The sequence below is a fragment of the Bifidobacterium sp. JNUCC 75 genome (genome assembly GCF_054819865.1).
The window spans coordinates 522,288-541,475 of record NZ_JBTHIF010000001.1 but is presented as its reverse complement, the minus strand read 5'-3'; the positions used below and the strand labels follow the sequence as shown (position 1 = coordinate 541,475).

At 57.4% G+C, this 19,188-nt stretch carries 17 protein-coding genes and 1 tRNA gene; 12 read left to right on the top strand and 6 right to left on the bottom strand.

Annotation, left to right across the window (positions count from 1 at the left end):
- Nucleotides 1-2: 2 nt before the first annotated feature.
- Nucleotides 3-1,679, bottom strand: a complete 1,677-nt coding sequence (ettA, locus tag ACVWNW_RS02255) for an energy-dependent translational throttle protein EttA (protein ID WP_110413267.1) — start codon at nt 1,677-1,679, stop codon at nt 3-5.
- 303 nt (nt 1,680-1,982) lie between these two features.
- Here ettA and ACVWNW_RS02250 point away from each other — a divergent pair, with 303 nt between their 5' ends.
- From ACVWNW_RS02250 to ACVWNW_RS02240, 3 genes are all read left to right on the top strand, one after another.
- Nucleotides 1,983-2,609 (top strand): ECF transporter S component, encoded by a 627-nt coding sequence (locus ACVWNW_RS02250; RefSeq protein WP_454482797.1) that lies wholly within the window; start codon nt 1,983-1,985, stop codon nt 2,607-2,609.
- A gap of 88 nt (nt 2,610-2,697) precedes the next feature.
- Nucleotides 2,698-4,326, top strand: a complete 1,629-nt coding sequence (locus ACVWNW_RS02245; protein ID WP_454482795.1) for a peptide ABC transporter substrate-binding protein — start codon at nt 2,698-2,700, stop codon at nt 4,324-4,326.
- Between the two features lie 70 nt (nt 4,327-4,396).
- Nucleotides 4,397-4,473: transfer RNA gene (locus tag ACVWNW_RS02240), tRNA-Ile, on the top strand.
- A 162-nt stretch (nt 4,474-4,635) separates the two neighbouring features.
- On the opposite strand, the gene ACVWNW_RS02235 is transcribed toward ACVWNW_RS02240, so the two are convergent.
- From ACVWNW_RS02235 to ACVWNW_RS02220, 4 genes are all read right to left on the bottom strand, one after another.
- Nucleotides 4,636-4,836, bottom strand: a complete 201-nt coding sequence (locus tag ACVWNW_RS02235) for a hypothetical protein (RefSeq protein ID WP_144177305.1) — start codon at nt 4,834-4,836, stop codon at nt 4,636-4,638.
- Nucleotides 4,833-5,417 (bottom strand): hypothetical protein, encoded by a 585-nt coding sequence (locus tag ACVWNW_RS02230; RefSeq protein ID WP_454482793.1) that lies wholly within the window; start codon nt 5,415-5,417, stop codon nt 4,833-4,835. Before ACVWNW_RS02230 ends, ACVWNW_RS02235 begins: the two co-directional genes overlap by 4 nt.
- A 195-nt stretch (nt 5,418-5,612) precedes the next feature.
- Nucleotides 5,613-6,089, bottom strand: coding sequence for a hypothetical protein (locus ACVWNW_RS02225; protein WP_454482792.1), 477 nt, complete (start codon nt 6,087-6,089; stop codon nt 5,613-5,615).
- Between the two features lie 1,442 nt (nt 6,090-7,531).
- Nucleotides 7,532-8,353, bottom strand: coding sequence for a helix-turn-helix transcriptional regulator (locus ACVWNW_RS02220; protein ID WP_454482790.1), 822 nt, complete (start codon nt 8,351-8,353; stop codon nt 7,532-7,534).
- A 159-nt stretch (nt 8,354-8,512) separates the two neighbouring features.
- Here ACVWNW_RS02220 and ACVWNW_RS02215 point away from each other — a divergent pair, with 159 nt between their 5' ends.
- Entirely contained in the window at nt 8,513-10,018 is a 1,506-nt protein-coding gene (locus ACVWNW_RS02215; protein WP_198230174.1) for an amino acid permease, read from the top strand.
- Between the two features lie 71 nt (nt 10,019-10,089).
- A complete protein-coding gene (locus ACVWNW_RS02210) occupies nt 10,090-11,301 on the top strand; it encodes a MalY/PatB family protein (protein ID WP_198230173.1) in 1,212 nt (403 codons plus the stop codon).
- 77 nt (nt 11,302-11,378) lie between these two features.
- Here ACVWNW_RS02210 and ACVWNW_RS02205 read toward each other — a convergent pair whose 3' ends face one another.
- Complete coding sequence (locus ACVWNW_RS02205) at nt 11,379-12,152, bottom strand: (S)-acetoin forming diacetyl reductase (RefSeq protein WP_198230172.1); 774 nt, start codon at nt 12,150-12,152, stop codon at nt 11,379-11,381.
- A gap of 208 nt (nt 12,153-12,360) precedes the next feature.
- Here ACVWNW_RS02205 and rpmE point away from each other — a divergent pair, with 208 nt between their 5' ends.
- The 7 genes from rpmE (at nt 12,361) to orn (ending at nt 19,154) form a co-directional block, all read left to right on the top strand.
- Entirely contained in the window at nt 12,361-12,573 is a 213-nt protein-coding gene (gene rpmE, locus ACVWNW_RS02200; protein WP_015022244.1) for a 50S ribosomal protein L31, read from the top strand.
- A gap of 103 nt (nt 12,574-12,676) precedes the next feature.
- Nucleotides 12,677-13,765, top strand: a complete 1,089-nt coding sequence (prfA, locus tag ACVWNW_RS02195; RefSeq protein ID WP_454482787.1) for a peptide chain release factor 1 — start codon at nt 12,677-12,679, stop codon at nt 13,763-13,765.
- Complete coding sequence (gene prmC, locus ACVWNW_RS02190) at nt 13,762-14,721, top strand: peptide chain release factor N(5)-glutamine methyltransferase (protein WP_454482785.1); 960 nt, start codon at nt 13,762-13,764, stop codon at nt 14,719-14,721. Before prfA ends, prmC begins: the two co-directional genes overlap by 4 nt.
- Nucleotides 14,722-14,797: 76 nt before the next feature.
- On the top strand, nt 14,798-15,457 hold the full coding sequence (locus tag ACVWNW_RS02185) for an L-threonylcarbamoyladenylate synthase (protein ID WP_454482783.1): 660 nt from the start codon (nt 14,798-14,800) through the stop codon (nt 15,455-15,457).
- Nucleotides 15,454-16,644: an MraY family glycosyltransferase gene (locus ACVWNW_RS02180; protein WP_046323220.1), complete on the top strand. Its 1,191-nt coding sequence runs from the start codon at nt 15,454-15,456 to the stop codon at nt 16,642-16,644. Before ACVWNW_RS02185 ends, ACVWNW_RS02180 begins: the two co-directional genes overlap by 4 nt.
- 66 nt (nt 16,645-16,710) lie before the next feature.
- Nucleotides 16,711-18,258, top strand: coding sequence for an IMP dehydrogenase (gene guaB / locus ACVWNW_RS02175; RefSeq protein ID WP_029678705.1), 1,548 nt, complete (start codon nt 16,711-16,713; stop codon nt 18,256-18,258).
- A gap of 194 nt (nt 18,259-18,452) precedes the next feature.
- On the top strand, nt 18,453-19,154 hold the full coding sequence (orn, locus tag ACVWNW_RS02170; RefSeq protein ID WP_454482780.1) for an oligoribonuclease: 702 nt from the start codon (nt 18,453-18,455) through the stop codon (nt 19,152-19,154).
- Nucleotides 19,155-19,188: the final 34 nt, after the last annotated feature.

Genomic DNA, 19,188 nt, shown 5'->3' with positions numbered 1-19,188 from the left:
GTTCAGCGGGTCAGCTTGCGGTGGATGCGGTGGGGCCTGGAGGCCTCCTCGCCCAGACGCTTGACCTTGTTCTCCTGGTAGGCCTGGAAGTTGCCTTCGAACCAATACCAGGAGGCCGGATTCTCGTCCGTGCCCTCCCAGGCCAGGATATGGGTGGCGATTCGGTCCAGGAACCAGCGGTCGTGGGAGATGACCACAGCGCAGCCGGGGAAGGCCAGCAGGGCGTTCTCCAGACTTTCCAGGGTTTCCACGTCCAGATCGTTGGTGGGCTCGTCCAAGAGGAGCAGGTTGCCTCCCTGCTTGAGGGTGAGTGCCAGGTTCAGCCTGTTGCGCTCGCCGCCGGAGAGGACGCCGGCCGGCTTCTGCTGATCCGAGCCTTTGAAGCCGAAGGAGGCCACGTAGGCGCGGGTAGGCACCTCAACGCCACCGACCTCGATGAAGTCCAGCCCCCCGGAGACCACCTCCCAGAGGTTCTTGTTGGGGTCGATGCCCTCGCGGTTCTGATCTACGTAGGAAATCTTGACTGTGTCGCCGACCTCCAGGGTGCCCGATGTCAGTGGCTCCAGGCCCACGATGGTCTTGAAGAGTGTGGACTTGCCTACGCCATTAGGGCCGATGACGCCCACGATGCCGTTTCGAGGCAGGGTGAAGCTCAGATCATCGATCAGGACGCGGTCGCCAAAGGCCTTGTGGATGTGCTCGGCCTCCAGCACCTTGGAACCCAGGCGGGGCCCCGGCGGAATCTGGATCTCGGAGAAGTCCAGCTTCTTGTTGTTCCGGGCCTCGTTCTCCATCTGCTCGTAGCGCTCCAGACGGGCCTTGTTCTTGGCCTGCCGGGCCTTGGGGGAGGACCGGACCCATTCCAGTTCGGAGTTGAGGCGCTTGGCCAGCTTGGCATCCTTCTGCCCCTGGACCTCCAGACGCTTGGCCTTGGTCTCCAGATAGGTGGAGTAGTTGCCCTGGTAGGGGTAGAGGTGGCCGCGGTCCACCTCGCAGATCCACTCGGCCACGTTGTCAAGGAAGTACCGGTCGTGGGTCACTGCCAGGACGGCACCCTTGTAGGTGTGCAGGTACTGCTCCAGCCAGAGGATGGACTCGGCGTCCAAGTGGTTGGTGGGCTCGTCCAGCAGCAGCAGGTCGGGGGCTTCAAGCAAAAGCCGGCATAGAGCTACACGGCGGCGCTCGCCTCCAGAGATGACCGAGACAGGAGTGTCCGGGTCAGGGCACTGCAGGGCATCCATGGCCTGGTCCAGCTGGGAGTCAAGGTCCCAGCCGTTGGCTGCATCAATCTGCTCCTGAAGCTGACCCATCTCGGTCATGAGAGCATCGTAATCGGCGTTGGGGTCGGCCATCTGTTCGCCGATCTGGTTAAAGCGGTCCACCTTGCTCATGATGTCGCCGAAGGCCATGCGAATGTTCTCGCCCACGGTCTTGTCTTCGTCCAGTGGCGGCTCCTGCTGGAGGATGCCTACCGTATAGCCGGGGGTGAGCTGTGCCTCCCCGTTGCTGACCGTGTCCAGGCCGGCCATGATCCGCAGCAGGGTGGATTTGCCCATGCCGTTGGGGCCCACCACGCCGATCTTGGCGCCGGGCAGGAAACTCAGGGTCACATCGTCCAGGATGACGCGGTCGCCGAAGGACTTGCGCGCCTTGATCATCTGATAAATGAATTCGGCCAAGAAGCTACCTCACAGAACCTTAGAAAGACAGTGCAAACTGCATTCATCGTAGTGGGCACTTCTGACTTATGCGCCGGGCTGATAAGCCAGGTGAAGCAGTGCATGGCCGCCTATAAACAAGACCTATGACCAGACCCTGGTTCTGCCGCCGTGGTCGGGGTAGCCTTGAGTCGACGTTCCCGCCCGGCATGCGCAGGTCAAGGAGCGCCGGACAGGCCTTTGCCGGCAGGGTGGGCCCCCGTCCTATCGCTGTGCGCATGAGGAATGGGCCGTCCGCTCTAGGGCGGTTGTAAGGGAGTATCAATGACGGTGAAACAGCAGCAGAGTCGGATTTCCGCAGCTCATCGGCTGCGCTGGAGGCCGCTCGACATTGCGGTCGGCGCAGGCCTGGGCGCGGTGTCGGGGTTGATTTACTGGTTGGCCAGTCTGCTCGCCTCGTGGATATTCCCGTTGATGACGGCCCTGCTTCCTGGGGCGGCGGCCCTTTTGCATGGGGTCTTCTACTTTCCCTGCACCCTTTCCCTGTTGATATTGCGCAAGCCAGGCGCAGCCGTCTACGTTGGCGTCATCAGCGTCCTGGTCGAGATTCTGCCTGGCAATGCCTATAACGTGCCGATGATTTTGGTGGAGGCCATTGTCGAGGCCCTTTGCGCGGAACTGGCCTTTGGAATTTTCCGTTACCGTCGATGGACCCTGGGAACGACCGTTTTGGGGGGTATTCTGATATCTTTGGTGTACAACGCTTTTCTCCTGGCCTTTTACTATCAGGGGGTCTCCCTCCTCAGCCCGAGGGGGATTATCGGCACCATCTGTGAACTGATCAGCGGAGTGGTTCTGGCTGGACTGGTCAGCTGGTTCCTCTTCCGGGCCATCGGTCGCACCGGTGCTCTGGATCGGCTGGCATCCGGTCAGGATGTCAGGCAGGTCTGAATATCGGTATCCTCGTCAGACCGACTGTATCGACCATATGTTTGTTGTGCAGCTGTGACAGCCCATACCGGGCAGGAAGGGTCCTATTATGACCAAGCTTCGTTCCTACCTCGCAGCAGCGATGCTCCCGTTCATCCTGGCAGCGGGCGCCTGCGGTACCTCCCCAGCTCCCCAGGAAGACCGGGTCGACCCTAAGGCCGCCATCAGCGTCAACAATGCCGAACCTACGGCCCCCTTGATTCCCTCCAGCACCAACGACACCGCAGGCTGGAAGGTGGTGACTCAGCTCTTCGATGGGTTGGTCACCTTCGACGACAAAGGCGGGATGACCCTGGTCGAGGCCAAATCGATTACTCCTAATCAGGATGCAAGCCGGTACACGATTGTCCTCAAACCAGGACTCACCTTCAGCGATGGGGAGAAGATCACAGCAAAGACCTATGCGGATTCCTGGTCTTTTGCGGCGAATGCAGCCAATGGGCAGCTGGGTGCCTCGGCTTTTTCGACCATCGCCGGGTACGAGCAAGTCCAGGATGAGCACGGCGACCCCAAAGCCCCTCTGTCGGGTCTTCGGGTGGTTGACGATCTGACTCTGGAGGTGACCATGAGTAAGCCGGATTCCTCCTTCCCCTACAAGGTGGGAGATGTGGCCTTCCTACCCCTGCCGGCATCCGCCTACAAGGGCATCAAGGCCTTCGGCAAGAAACCGATCGGGAACGGGCCCTACCGCTTCAAATCATGGGTACCCAATCAGGGAATCAAGCTGGAGAAGGATCCCGCATACAAGGGACCGCGTAAGGCTCGGAACGGAAGCCTGGAGTTCAGGGACTACCAGAGTCTTGATGCTGCCTATGCCGATGTTGAGGCCGGCCATCTGGATGTGCTTGATACGGTTCCGGTCTCCCGCTTGAAAACCTTCCATACCGATTCGGGCCTGCAGCCCTTGATTAAGCCCGGGCCGGCATTCCGGTCGCTGACCATCCCGCAAGGCTTGAAGCATTTCCAGGGGCAGGAGGGCGCCCTTCGTCGGGCAGCCCTGTCATATGCCTTGGATCGCACGAAAATAGCCGAAAAGGTCTTCGCTGGTTCAGTTATGCCGGCCACTGATTTCCTGGCCCCAACCATCAAGGGGAATGCCTCCGACATCAAAGGCAAAAAAGTGCTGAGCCACGATCCGGACCAGGCCCGTAGGTTGTGGAAGCAGGCTGATGCAATATCTCCCTGGGAGGGCACTCTTCGCATCGCATACAGTGCTGACGGGACCGACAAGGACTGGGTCGATGCGGTTCTGCACGAGTATGCCCAAGTTCTGGGCATCAAGACGGAACCAAATATCTTTCCTACGGGCAAGGAATTCAATACGGCAGTTCATAACCGTCAGGTCAACAGTATTTTCAATTCGGGCATCACCTCGGACTATCCCCACCCCGAAGGCTACTTGGTTCAAGGGTATGCCTCCAGCCAGGCCGATGGCAAGGGTCTGAACAATGGGGACTACAAGAGCGCGGAATATGATGCTATTCTTTCCCGCGCCGCCTCCAAGACCGATCAGGACGAAGCCATGCAGGATTACCGCCAAGCCGAGGCTGTTCTCTTCAAGGACCTTCCGGTACTGCCACTCTGGTACAGGAAGGTCTCAGCAGTGGCCGGCAGGCAGGTTCGCCAGGCTCCTTTCGGATACATGGGTCTGCCTGTCTACAATCAGGTCACCAAGTAGGTCCGACAATCCGGACCTGGCTGATGACGAGTCGTCTTGATACCATGACTCTGGCCGGTACGATCGGCGCGGGGCCTTAGCTCAGTCGGTTAGAGCAAACGACTCATAATCGTTCGGTCCAGGGTTCAAGCCCCTGAGGCCCCACCAGACGAAACCCCTACGGGCACAAAGCCTGCGGGGGTTTTCTCATATCTGCTGGGATAGGGTTCGGGCTCAAAATGTATACCAAATGCATACTATATTGCAGGGGAAACGGACCCGGTCAGGGGGATTGAGAAAGCCCCGCCGCAGCGGGGCTGCTGATTTGCCTTACTTGAACAGGTCCCAGATGCTGAACGTGGTCTTCCGATAGATCTTGTTGTAGGCGGCTTTCCTGGGGTTTCGTATCCACCCCATGCCTTTCTTCCCGTAGCCGGGGATGAGGGCCTTCTTTGCCTGTCGCTTCCACTTGCCCGTGGTCCTCGCCTTGAACGAGCGTTTGGGGCTGGGCGTGCGCATGCCGAACTTCATTGGAGTGGATACTCCCATCCATGCCCTTCGCCCATTTGCGAGTAGTACATGGTTCCATCCAGGGAGGGCACATCGAATATAACCTTCCCCTGTGCTTTTGCATTCTGATTCAATGAACCTGGCAGTTTTTCGGTTTCCGCCATGCAGGATTCCGCAGCTGAGGATCCGGGCATTCCGTTCCATTGTGTACCGTCTTTCTGGATGAGCTTCCAAAGGTAGGCGATGCCGACATTCAAAGAGCCGTATTGATCGGGATTGTAATTCTCTGTTGTTGCGGCGTTTACGTCGAATTCGATGAAATGGCCGTGCTCTGGCTGCTCGTGCTCGGGGTTTGAGCAAGTCGGGTCAGGAATGATATTGGATACCGTCCAGTCCGCAACGTCCTTGCCGTCTTCGCCGATGACGCCGGCTTCGTCGCCGATGTGTTTGACGATGTTGCCTCGACTGTTTTTCTTGGGCGTCTGCGACGCCGTGGCAGTCTTGTCTGCCTGTTGGGTTGACTTGCTGTTGGCTGCACCGCAGCCTGACAGTCCCAGCGTTAGAGCTAGAGCAACTAAGGTAGCAGTTGCTGTTCTCTTCATTTTTTTTTTTCTCCTTGTCTTGGTGACTGCCAGCAGGGTACCAGCTGTTCTGTACGGTGATTTGTACTTGTTGGATCAACTCTGCGCTTTGCAGTGCGTGTGGTCGGATCGAGTACGCGCTGGTAGGGGTCGCTTTCTTACATGGCCTCAGCTGTTAAGCCCAAGGACCAGAGGCTGGTGGCGTGATTGCTGCTTTCACTGTTTGGCAGGCACGGCCATGGTCAGAGTATGTGATTCCTCCTCTTGGTCTTTCCACCGGATTGCTACGTTGCTGAAGTCGTCCATCAAGGATGATTCTGTAAAGTTGAACGTCTTTTGTGAACCAGCTTCAATGTCACCCAACTTGTAAGTCTTGATAGGAGAGGAAACCTCTACGTTTTTTGCTTTATAAGAATTGAGGTTGGAAACGGCATAGATGATTCCATTATTGTTTGTGAGTTCCCATCGAGGTATCGTCTCCCGCTTAATTTCCAAGTCGGCTTGCAGCTTCAATGCGTTGGCGTGATCCTTGAGTGCCTTGATCTGATCGCTAATGTTCTTCAGATCTTCCCTCCGTCGTTTTTGAGCGGACTCGGTATCTTTCCGAGCCTTCAGCCAATTGAAGGCCGAACCGGCGATAGTGACTACGAGACTTAGTAAAACGCTCATTGTCACGGTCAAGTCAAAGTGCATGGTGTTCCCTTTTCGGAGATGATTAACTGTTTCAAGTTTATCAGGAACAAGCACAAGAAAAACACTGTGAATAATAGCAACGGCAATGATACAAAAAGTGATTAAACGTCCAATGTCAAAGCAAAAGTGTATCCACCGCTCCGATGCGCAAAGGCTGCCCCTCCATATTGTTTGATGCGGCTGATGCGGCAAAGATGCTCAGCGAAGTCTGACCTGCGCCTGGGCGTCAGATACCTGTCGACCTGGCTGTTATCGCATGCTTGGATGTACTGGGGAGAGAAGAGCATTGGGTCGCATCCCAAGAGCGGGTGAACGTCGACCATCTGCTGATGTGCGCCTAAGAGAGTACCGACCGACTCAAGGACGACTCGCGCATAATCATTCGGTCCAGGGTTCAAGGTCCTGAGGAACAACACAAGCAAGCCTTCGGAATCTTCTAAAAGTTGTTCGGACTTTATAGATAAGACGAATTAGGGGATCAAGGTCTCTCATCTTAAAGTCAATTGGTTAACCTAGCCCAACACTGGTCCGTGTCTTCAATGACTGCCAGCGGAATAGCGATGGTGTTGTGCACCGAACTTTCTTGATAGTCTTAGTAGAAGGACTAGCCCCGGCTATTGTCGGGGCCGTCCTCTCGCTGCCTAGCTCTAGCATCCATGATTCACCGATGCAAATATGTATGGCTTCACATGTAAGCCGGGGGAAAAGAGCTAGGCGCGTTTTTTATATCGGATCATAGAGCACCCTCGGTGTATGTCCACTTCTCGGTGCCCCAAGCGTGCATACGTAGACAGCCATAAAATCTGCGCATGCCACAATAATCCGGAAGCGTTTCCGTAGAACCGCTAAGTATGAGAATTTATCAGGGAAAAGAATACGGGACGGGCTCGAGTCAGAGCCGTCGGCATATGCCGGGAAACTATACGCATGTACATCTCCTCTGGAACTGAAGATAATTCAGTCCCTGTAGGTCCATCGTGTATACGTCCCCCGTATATCTGTTCTTAATCATACACCCTGGAGGGGGTGTGTCAAAGCTGAGAAGGGTGCCGTCACCGTGCTTCCGGTCAGATGGATTTGATGAAAAGATTGCTGGCCTCGGGCAGAGCGGTTTGCGCATCTCCGCTCCTCCTGGCTGAAGGGGATAAGCGGCACGTGCCTACTAAACAAGCTACCTGCTTGCTTGAATTAATAGGGTAGCTCGCATTGTTTCGTCGGGTCTATTTTCTAGGGGCGCCCTTGAATATATTGGGCCCTCAGAAACCGAAGGTATGTTCATTCTTGGACTTCAAAATCCAGGCATAACCACTTATTGGCATGAATATGACTGACACCTAGACAGTGATCCCGGGCTGGGTACATCTGCAGTTGCGAATATTTCAACAGAAGAGTGTTATTGGTCCATAAATGATTAACCGTTGGCCTCAGATCTCTTATTGATGTTACTCGACAGGCTGCTCCTTGTTTCCTCTCTTTTCCTTTCTGATCAAGTGCAAGTATCTATACACCGTTGGTGCTGAAATGCCCAGTGCACCAGCCACGGTATCTATTGCACCTTTGATCAGGAAGATACCCGAATCGTCAAGGTCGGTGATGAGTTTCAGTCGTTCTGATTTGTTCATCCGCTCGGGCTGAACCCTGTGTTCCGCTACAAATGATTGGATGTGCTGGTTTGTCAGATCCTCCGCGTTCACGGATAGGGTTTCATGCGTCCCATCGGTGACCGCCTGCTGAAGAGATGCATCATTTGAAATTATTGCATCGCCAAGCTCATCGGGCGTATCCATGGTTTGTGCGTCAGGATCCGATCGATCTTTCATGATGTGATGTGTAGGGAATGGAGATCCGTTGGAACTGATGGAATCCAGATAGTCGCTGGCTGTTCGCAGAGCCTTGCTGGTCTCTTTGAAGATGGAATTGTCAAAGTTGATGCAGAGAAAACCGATGACCTGATCTTCTGTATTACGCAGGAAGAAGGTGGAGGAGACAATAGGGCGGCCTTCATGTGTATAGCCGGCGTAACGGACCAGGTAATTTCGGTGTTCGTATTCGCGGTTCTGCCAAATTCTCAGGACAAGGTCGGTGGCGGGACTGCCTACTTTGCGTCCGCTGACATGTCCGTTGGCTATTGCAACGACTGAGTGCGAGAAGTCCTTTACGTCCTGCAGGACGACCTCGGTGTCATGTCCCAATAGCTCGCCAAGGAAGTCCACCAAGGGAATAAAGGGGCGTAGGGATGTTGAGATGTTCTCTGTTCCGTTCATATTGCACTCCTTTCCCCCTGAAGGTCTGTATTTGAAACAGGAAATAATACCGACATATAGAGGAAATTCTATCACAATGCAAAAAAGCTATTTTATTAAAGACAAAATATTATTGCTGTGATAAAATAATATAAACAACTCAAGGAGGAGGTGCAGCACATGAGTAGATCTGATTCACAATCCAGTTCGGCCGAGCAATATGAAGATGAGGATTTGAAACGTAGCCTCAACACTCGGCAGATGGCCATGATGGCGATTGGCGGTGCAATCGGAGTCGGCCTGTTCTACGGGTCCTCCGGGGCAATATCTTATGCGGGTCCATCCGTTTTGTTGGCATACGCACTGGCAGGCGCTGCTATATTCATAGTCTGTCGGGCAGTGGGCGAAATGGCCACTGCTGAACCGGTATCAGGCGCAACCGTATCGTATGCCAGCAGATATATTCATCCTTTCGTGGGGTATGCAATTGGTTGGACCAGTCTGCTCGGTTGCGTGGCTGGTTCAGGAGCGGAATTTACAGCATTGGGTAAATATGTCCAGTTTTGGTTTCCCTCCTTTCCCATATGGGCCAGCGGTTTGATTGGCATGGTGCTGATGGGCGTCATCAACCTGATATCCGTCAGCTTCTATGGTGAGTCGCAGTTTTGGCTTTCGGCCGTGAAGGTAGTCACCATTATTGTTATGGTCATCGGTGGCCTGATCATCATCTTCACCGGCATTGGCAACGGGGGACATCCAGTCATGCTCACGAACCTGACAGTCGATGGATTCATGCCGAATGGCCTGTCCGGGCTGCTGTTTTCTGTGGTCATGGTGGCTTTTGCCTTTGGAGGCTCGGAGTCGGTCGCCTATACGGCAGGTGAAGCAAAAGATGTCAAGAAAACCATGCCTCGCGCCGTCAACGGGGTGTTTTGGAGCATTGTCCTGTTTTACTTGGGATCCACTTTTGTGATCCTGTGCATGTGGCCCTGGGATAAGATGAAGGGTGTGGGTTCTCCCTTTGTCCGTGTCTTCGCGTCATTGGGTATCCCGGCTGCGGCCTCCATCATCAACTTTGTCGTCATCACCGCGTCCCTGAGTGCCGTAAGCAGCGGCATCTTCATGTACAGCCGTCAGCTTTACAACCTTTCGCTCCAAGGCAGCGCTCCCCCTATACTCTCCAAGGTGTCAAAGAAGAAGATTCCATACGTCAGCGTGCTGACTGTAGTGCTTATGCAGCTGGTAGGCATAGCGCTGATGGCTGTTCTTCCCGAGCGTGCATTCGCACTTTTCTCATCGATCACGGTCTTCATGCTGGTCTTCAGCTGGGTGGCCGAGCTTGTCAGCGAGTATCACTTCCGTTCCATAAAGCGCCGTGAGGGCAAAGAGGACGAGCTGACCTTCAAGCTGCCTCTGTACCCCTTCAGCAATTTCTATGCGCTCGCGTTCATGGGGCTGGTCATGATAATGATGGCAATAATGCCGGAATACAGAATCAGCTACCTGGTGACCATACCCTGGATGATCCTTCTTGCAGTTCTGTTCGTTCTTCAACGCAGAAGCAGCAACAAGCAGACTGAGACAACTTCGGATGAAGACTTGGTCAATCCGGCGCCCACTAACGGAGAAGCGGATTTGGACACTACACTTTCAGGCGAGGGTCATGAGACCATGGCGGATTCCTGATCGTATCGCCGAGGATCTGGCTAATTGAAAAAGACGGTCGGCTCGTCCGGCCAAAACATGGAAGGAATACAATGACCTACGATTTCACCAGCATCATGGATAGGCATGGCAAGGATGCCATTGCGGTTGACGGTCTGGGCGCCCAGCCTGGTTTCGCTCCTGATCCGCCCAAGGAGGGGTTCGATATCATTCCCATGTGGGTGGCCGACATGAATTTCCCCACGGTGCCGACCATCCCCGAGGCCATCATCGAGCGTGCCAAGCATCCGGCTTTCGGCTACTTCGATCCGAGTGATGACTACTACAATTCAATCATCAACTGGCAGCGGACCCGTAACGGCGTGGAGGGCCTGACGGCTGAGGCCATCGGCTATGAGAATGGGGTCTTGGGCGGAGTGGTTTCCACCTTGACCGCCTTTGCGGCTCCTGGCGATGCTGTGCTACTTCACAGTCCGACATATGTCGGCTTCACGATGTGCATCGAGAACAACGGCTACCACATCGTGCACAGCCCCTTGAAGAAGGACGAGCAGGGCGTCTGGCGGATGGACTTCGAGGACATGGACCGCAAGCTCAAGGAGAACAACATCCACGTGGCGGTCTTCTGCAGCCCACACAACCCCTGCGGCCGCGTCTGGGAGAAGTGGGAGATCGAGAAGGCCATGGAGGTATATAAGGAGAACGACTGCGTGGTCATCTCCGACGAGATATGGTCAGACCTGATCCTGGCAGGCAACAAGCACATCCCCACCCAGTCGGTCAGCGAGGATGCCCGCAACAGGACGGCTGCCTTCTATGCGCCCAGCAAGACCTTCAACCTGGCCGGACTGGTCGGCTCCTACCACATCATCTACAACAAGTACCTGCGCGACAGGATTGTGGCCAAGGGATCCAAGGCCCACTACAACGACATGAACGTTCTGTCCATGCATGCCCTGATCGGAGCCTACAAGCCCCAGGGCCAGGAGTGGGTGGACGAACTCCGGCAGGTTCTGACCGGAAATGTGGACTACGCCTACGATTACATCCGGCAGCATTTCGAGGGAGTCGAGCTTTCCAAGCCCCAGGGCACCTACATGCTCTTCCTTGATTGCACGCAATGGTGCAAGGACCACGATCTGAGCCTGGATCAGCTGCTCAAGCGTGCCTGGGATGTGGGTGTAGCCGTTCAGGATGGGCGGCAGTTCAAGGCTCCCTGCGCCATCCGCATGAATCTGGCCCTGCCTTTGAGCCGCGTCCAGGAGGCTATGGACCGTCTGGACAAGTACGTCTTCAACGCCTGAATGATCATGGACCCTCGCTGTCGGGCGGAACCGATCAGCGGGGGTCCATCATATGTGAGCGAATCCTTGCTGCAGACTCACTGGAACTGCATGCCGCCGTCCACAATCAGGGTCTGGCCGGTGACGTAGTCAGAGTCGTGCCCGGCCAGGAAGGCTACGGCATTGGCTACGTCCTCCGGCTCGGAAAGCCGTCCCAGGGCGATGCCGTCCGAGAAGGTGGACATGCCCCACTCGTCATCCTTGCCGGCGTTGACCCCGACCTGATGAGCGATGTCCATCATCATGGGCGTCTTGACAATGCCGGGGGCGTAGGCGTTGGCGGTGATGCCCTCCTTGGCAAGGTCGCGTGCAGCCACCTGAGTCAGGCCGCGGATGGCGAACTTGGTGGAGGAATAAAGCATAAGGTTGGGGTTGCCCACCACGCCTGCCTGGCTGGTGGCATTGATGATCTTGCCTCCGTGGCCCCGATCGCGGAAGGCCTGAACGGCCGCCTGCATGCCCCAGATGGTTCCTGCCACATTGACGTGGTAGACCTTGTCGAACAGCTCTGGGGTGATGGACTCGATGGGGGTGGTCGGCCCCAGACCGGCATTGTTGACGATCACGTTGAAATCGCCCAGTTTGGTAGCCGTCTTCTCGACGGCGGAACGCACCTGGACACGGTCGGTCACGTCCAGGGTGACGGCCATGGCTCGTCCGTCCGATTGATTGATGGAGTTGGCCACAGCCTGGGCCTTGTCTGTATTCATGTCTGCCACGGCCACGGCGAACCCATCCTTGGCGAGCCGACGGGCAATAGCCTCGCCGATCCCCTGAGCCGCCCCGGTAACGAACGCTACTTCCTGCTGCATTGCTGCCCTCCTTTGTTGCCTTGTCGGGCCGGCCGGTCCGACTGTTCGATTCTAAAGGAAGCTCGACTGGCTGCTCCGGGTTGGTGGATTCGGCGTGTGGCGCAAGGGGGTCGTATTTTCCCCGGGTTGCGCTAGACTATTACGCGGTTGCCGGTTCACGTCCGCCGCAGGGGCGGTCGACCCGGGGCCCTTGAATCTAGGAGTAACCATGAAGCAGGGAATTCATCCCGATTATCATCCCGTTGAGGTCACGTGCTCGTGCGGCAATACCTTCATCACCCGTTCGACCGCTCCCGGCGATCATATGACGGTTGATGTCTGCTCGCACTGCCACCCCTTCTACACCGGCAAGCAGAAGATTCTGGACACCGGTGGTCGCGTGGCTCGGTTCGAAGCCCGTTACGGCAAGAGGACCAAGTAGCACTTCCAACGCCAGTCCCTTCCGGGTCGCTCTGCTATGCCCGGTGGGGACTGGCGTTTTTTATGACTTGAACCATGCGGATGAGCGGACGGGAAGGGTGTAGATGAGCGAGGAGCAGTTTCCGGCGGCGGTGGCTGCCGTCGAGGAGTACGGTCGCCTGGAAAAGCAGATGAGTCAGCCCGAAACGGCATCAGATCCGGTGCAGATCCGCAAATTGGGCCGCAGACATGCTGAACTCGCTCCCATCGTTGAAGCTTATAAGGCCTATCAAAGCGCCTTGGAGGACAGTCAGGCGGCCGAACAGATGGCACGGGAGGATCCTGACTTCGCCGAAGAGGCCAAAGCCGTGGCTGACCGAATACCGGACCTGGAGCAGAATCTGCGTACTGCTCTTATTCCGCGCGATCCCGATGACGGCCGTGACACGATTATGGAGATCAAGGCTGGCAGCGGCGGCGAGGAGGCGGCCCTCTTCGCTGGCGATCTGATGCGTATGTATGTGCGGTATGCCGAAAAACGTGGCTGGACCACCGAGATCATGAGCGAGAACCGCACCCAGCTGGGAGGAGTCAAGGATGCTCAGCTGGCTATCCGCGCTCGTGGTCAGGTAGCTCCTGCCGACGGCGTCTGGGCCTCGCTCAAGTACGAGGGCGGCGTCCATCGGGTCCAGCGCATTCCCGTCACCGAGTCCCAAGGCCGCATTCAGACTTCAGCCGCTGGAGTCATCGTTTTTCCGGAGGCCGATGAGGACGATGACGAGATTGAGATTGACCCTAAGGATCTCAAGGTTGACATCTTCATGAGTTCCGGCCCAGGAGGACAGTCCGTCAACACCACCTACTCCGCTGTGCGCATGACCCATATTCCCACCGGCATCGTGGTCTCCATGCAGGACGAGAAATCTCAGATACAGAATCGTCAGGCTGCCCTGCGGGTACTCAAGTCCCGTCTTCTGGCCATGAAGCACGAGGAGGAGGCTGCCCAGGCTGCCGACATGCGTCATTCCCAGGTTCGTTCCCTGGATCGGTCCGAGCGTATCAGGACCTACAACTTCCCCGAGAGCCGCATCGTGGACCATCGCACCGGCTACAAGGCCTACAACCTGGAGCAGGTGCTGGATGGCGACCTGCAGGCTGTCATCGACTCCGACATTCAGGCCGACGAGGCCCGCAGAATGGCATCACAGGGGTGAATCAGCTGGAGCACGGGGCCAGTCTGGCTGAGCTGGTTGACAGGGGCCATCGCCTGCTGGCCCAGGCGGGTGTGCCTACTCCGCTCAATGATGCCAGGCTTTTGCTGGCCGATGCCTTGCAGTGTGATCTGCATCAGCTGGATCAGGCTTTGCTCTTGGATCGGACTGCTGAGGAACTGCTGACGAAAGGTGCTGGTCGCACATACACTGACAATTCCCAGTCGGCGGCCCTTGAACGTTATCAGTCCTATCTGCAAAGGCGAGCCGGACGCGAACCTCTGCAGTACATTCTTGGCCATGCCTACTTCCGTTATTTGGATCTTTGCCTGGGACCAGGGGTCTTTATCCCTCGTCCTGAGACCGAAACGGTTGTCCAGGCGGGAGTGGATGCCTTGGCTGGAATGGATCATCCACTGGCGGTGGACCTGTGCTCTGGCAGCGGGGCCATCGGGCTGTCTCTGGCCATAGAGGTTCCAGGGGTGCGGGTCCGGGCCGCGGAGGTAGACGAGCAGGCATATCGGTGGGGTGCATTGAACGCCGCCGCTCAGGAGGCTGCTATCCGGGAGGCTGGATCCGATTATCAGCTGCTGCTGGCTGATGCCACGGATTCCGCCACCCTTTCTGATCTGGATGCCCAGGTGGATCTGGTTATCAGCAACCCACCCTACGTCCCTCTGGATGCGATTCCTAGCCAGCCCGAGGTGCGTGACTGGGATCCAGATCTGGCCCTCTACGGTGGTTCGCCTGACGGGTGCGCCTTGCCCTGCCGCATTCTGGACAGGGCCAAAATCCTGTTGGCTCCCGGTGGTCTGCTGGTTATGGAACATGATGCCTCCCAGGGGCCGGCCATGGTTGCTGCCGCACAGGAGCGAGGATACCTTGAGGCATGCACCCATCAGGATCTGGCCGGCCGAGACCGCTACCTTACCGCTCGGCGGCCAGTCTTTGCTTCCTAGCGGCCTGCCGTGGTCCTGGGATAGATTAGTAGCTGGTCACATGAACATGTCGAGCCGAAAGGTCGTGATGCAGGGTATGAGCCGGGTGATGACCTATGACAGTCGGTCGCCGCAGTTGCTGGCCCGGGTGGTGGCTGCCGGGGGGCTGGCGGTCATTCCTACCGACACGGTTTATGGCATCGTCTGCGATCCATGCAACGATGCGGCCATCGATCGGCTCTTCCAGGCCAAGCATCGTCCCAGAACAAAGTCAATCCAGGTGCTTTTGGATGGAGTGGAGGCCATGGATAAGCTGGACCTCCGCTTGCCCACACCTCTGGATTGCCTGGCCGATGCGCTCCTACCGGGTCCTTTTTCGCCCATTGCCCTTGTAGGACAGTCCTGCCCTCTGCGCACCTCTCGGATGGAGCCCGATGGTCTTACCCAGGCCGTCAGAGTGCCTGACTCGCCCATCTGTCGGGCGCTCCTGCAGGTGACCGGACCTTTGGCTGCTTCCAGTGCCAACCGATCGGGCAATCCCAGTGTGGAGACCGTCCAGCAGGCCAGAGCCGAGCTGGGTGACAGTGTCGACCTTTACCTGGACGGGGGGCCGACTCCCGGTTCGGTGGCCAGCACGGTGGTGGAAGCTGATAAGACTGATCCTGATGGGATACATGTACTGCGGCAGGGCGTGATCGGCGAGGCCCGGGTCCGTGCACTTCTGTCGGACCAAACCGACGTAGGGGAGGGCCAGTGAGGGTATACCTGTTCATTGCTGCTATCGCTGGCGGGGCCACTTGGCTGGTCATGCCCATGGTCCGTCATCTCGCCATCCGTGTTGGTGCCGTAGGCGTGGTTCGCGCTCGTGATGTTCATAAGGTGCCCACCCCTCGCATGGGTGGCCTGGGCATGTTGATCGGCTTTGCTGTGGCCATGTGTTTTGCCTCCCGTATTCCCTTCATCACTGGCCTCTTCCAGTCCGGGCATCAGGCCTGGGTCATTCTGGCCGGGGCAGTGGCCATCTGCCTGCTGGGTATAGCCGACGACCTTTGGGACCTGGACTGGATGCTCAAGCTGGCTGGCCAGCTGCTGATCTCGGTCTTCGTCTCCTGGGGCGGTATCCAGATCATCTCCCTGCCTTTGGGATCCTTGGTGGCGGCCTCGCCCAGCTTGTCCATGGCCATAACGGCATTCCTGATCGTGGCCTCCATCAATGCGGTCAACTTTGTGGATGGACTGGATGGTCTGGCTGCAGGCATTGTGGCCATCGGGGGCATTGCCTTCGCCATCTACTCCTATATCATCGCCCGCATCTCGCCCGACTACGCCTCTCTGGCCACCCTGATCGACGTGGCCATGGTGGGCATTTGCGTGGGTTTCCTCCTGCACAACTGGCATCCGGCCAAACTCTTCATGGGCGACTCAGGATCCATGCTGCTGGGATACCTGATTACCTGCGCCTCTATTGTGGTCACCGGCCGATTGGATCCGGCCACTATTCATGCCAGCATCTATCTGCCGGCTTTCATGCCGATTCTTCTGCCCATCCTGGTGCTTTTCCTGCCTGTTCTGGACATGTGCCTGGCCATCATCCGAAGGCTCAGCCACGGGCAATCACCCATGCACCCCGACCGCATGCACCTGCACCACCGTATGTTGCGTATCGGTCACACGGTTCGTTCTGCAGTTCTTATTCTCTGGGGCTGGGCCGCCCTGATCGCCTTCGGTTCGCTCTTTATTCTTTTCTTCCGTCTGAGATATGTCCTGATCGGTCTGGCACTGGCCGCCATACTGCTGACCTTCGCCACCCTCTACCCCTATTACCGCCGTCGACTTCCCGAAATCAGGCGTGAGAACGCCCTCCTCGCCGCGCAAGGCCCACAGCATGCGGCCAGACCGCCCTGGCATCGCAAGAGCCATCATGATAAGGATGACGACAACTGATTCACTGGATGAAATAGTACGGACACGGTACCGTTAACGGTCAAGAAGCACTTGTAGCATGGTGCTATGGCTATGGAAAACCCACAAAGCGAACCCTCCTCCTACACTCAACTCCCCGACGCCTTCCAGAAAATCGGTCTGGCCTATGACGACGTCCTCCTGCTACCCAACGAATCCGATGTCATCCCCTCCGAAGTAGACACCACCACCCGGCTGACTCGGAACATCACCATGAAGTCCCCGGTCCTTTCGGCTGCCATGGACACCGTCACTGAGGCCACCATGGCTGTGGCCATGGCCCGTAACGGCGGCATCGGCGTCCTCCACCGCAACCTCAGCATCGAAGATCAGGCCAATCAGGTCGACATTGTCAAGCGGTCCGAATCCGGCATGATCTCCGACCCCCTGACGGTAACTCCAGATGCCACACTGACCGACCTGGACAAGCTCTGCTCCACCTACAAGGTCTCCGGTCTGCCCGTGGTGGATCGTCGGCAGCGGCTGGTGGGCATCATCACCAACCGCGACATGCGCTTCGTCAATCCCGCTGACTTCGACCGGCTCAAGGTCAGCGACATCATGACCAAGGACCACCTGATCACCGGTCCGTCCAACATCACCAAGGAAGACGCCCACCAGCTTCTGGCCAAGTACAAGGTGGAGAAGCTTCCCCTGGTTGATGATGAGGGCAAACTGACCGGGCTGATCACCGTCAAGGACTTCGTCAAGACCGAGCAGTACCCCGAGGCCACCAAGGATGAGCGCGGCCGTCTGCGTGTGGCTGCCGCCGTGGGCTTCTTCGGCGATGCCTGGCAACGCATCACCGCCCTGGCCGATGCCGGGGTCGACATTCTGGTCGTGGACACCGCCCATGGTCACGCCAAGCTCATGCTGGACATGATCCGCAGGATCAAGGCTGATCATGCCTTCGACCATGTGGATGTGATCGGCGGCAACGTGGCCACCCGCGAGGGTGCCCAGGCTCTGATCGATGCCGGTGTTGACGCGGTCAAGGTCGGTGTGGGCCCTGGCTCCATCTGCACTACCCGCGTGGTGGCTGGCGTGGGTGTGCCCCAGCTGACTGCCGTTTACGATGCCGCCCTGGCCTGTCGGCCTGCCGGGATTCCTCTGGTGGCCGACGGTGGAATCCATTACTCGGGAGACATTGCCAAGGCCATCGTGGCCGGGGCCGATTCGGTCATGCTGGGCGGTCTGCTGGCAGGCACTGAGGAGGCCCCTGGCGAGAAGGTCCTCCTGCATGGCAAGCAGTACAAGGTCTATCGGGGCATGGGCTCGCTGGGCGCCATGGCTCCGCGCGGCAAGAAGAGCTACTCTAAGGACCGCTACTTCCAGGCTGACGTCACCAGCTCCGACAAGGTGGTGCCCGAAGGTGTCGAGGGCGAGGTGCCCTACCGTGGTCCGCTCAACTATGTGCTCTACGAGCTGGTCGGCGGCCTGCATCAGACCATGTTCTACACCGGTGCCCGCACCATTCCCGAGCTGCAGCGCAAGGGCCGGTTCATTCGGATCACCGATGCTGGTCTGCGTGAATCGCACCCCCATGACATCGTCATGACCAAGGAGGCCCCCAACTACTCAGGCTTCCACAACTGAGCCTACGTAGGCAGGTGATTGGCGCAGGATCTCATCAGGACCTGCGCCGATTGCATATCTCGTGCCCGTTACGGTCCGGTCGGACGGGCTGACGATCCCTCCGCCCGTCACATGCTGGCGGTATCTTGTAATGTTCCGTCCAAGGCGGCGGAAGGAGCGATCCGGGGCCCGACCCGGATCTGAAAGGCGTACAGATGAGCGACAAGAATGATCTGACCTTCACTGCGGAAGAATCCCGCATGATCTGGATAGACTGCGAGATGACCGGTCTGGATATCTTCCATGACGAGCTGTGCGAGGTCTCCGTGGTCCCCACCGACTTCAACATGAAGGTCCTGGACAAGGGTATCGACCTGGTCATCAAGCCCTCCCAGGCGGCCCTGGATCACATGGGGGACTTCGTCAGGAAGATGCACACCTCCTCCGGTCTGATTGAGGAGATGAAGACCGGCCTTGACCTGGAGGAGGCCCAGCGTCAGGTGATCGAGTACGTCAAGCCCTTCCTGCCCAAGAATGGCAAAGCCCACCTGGCAGGCAACTCAGTGGGCTCCGACAAGAAGTTCCTTGACCGGTACATGCCCGACCTGATGGCTCTTCTGCATTACCGGGTCATCGACGTGAGCACCCTCAAGGAGCTGTCCCGCCGCTGGTACCCGGACGTCTACAAGAACAAGCCAGCCAAGCATGGCGGCCACAGGGCTCTGGCCGACATCATCGAGTCCATGGACGAACTGCGCTACTACCGCTCCATGTTCTTCCTTCCGGCTCCCGGACCTGACGGGGCGCAGTCCAAAGCCGGAGCGGAACAAATCGAGCAGACCAGCCTTCTGCGCCACTACGAAGAGTCCGGCGATCCGGTAGAGGGTGCCAACAAGCCTGAGAAGACCGACTACTGACAGGCGTGGCCATGTACCTCTGACGTGGCACCAT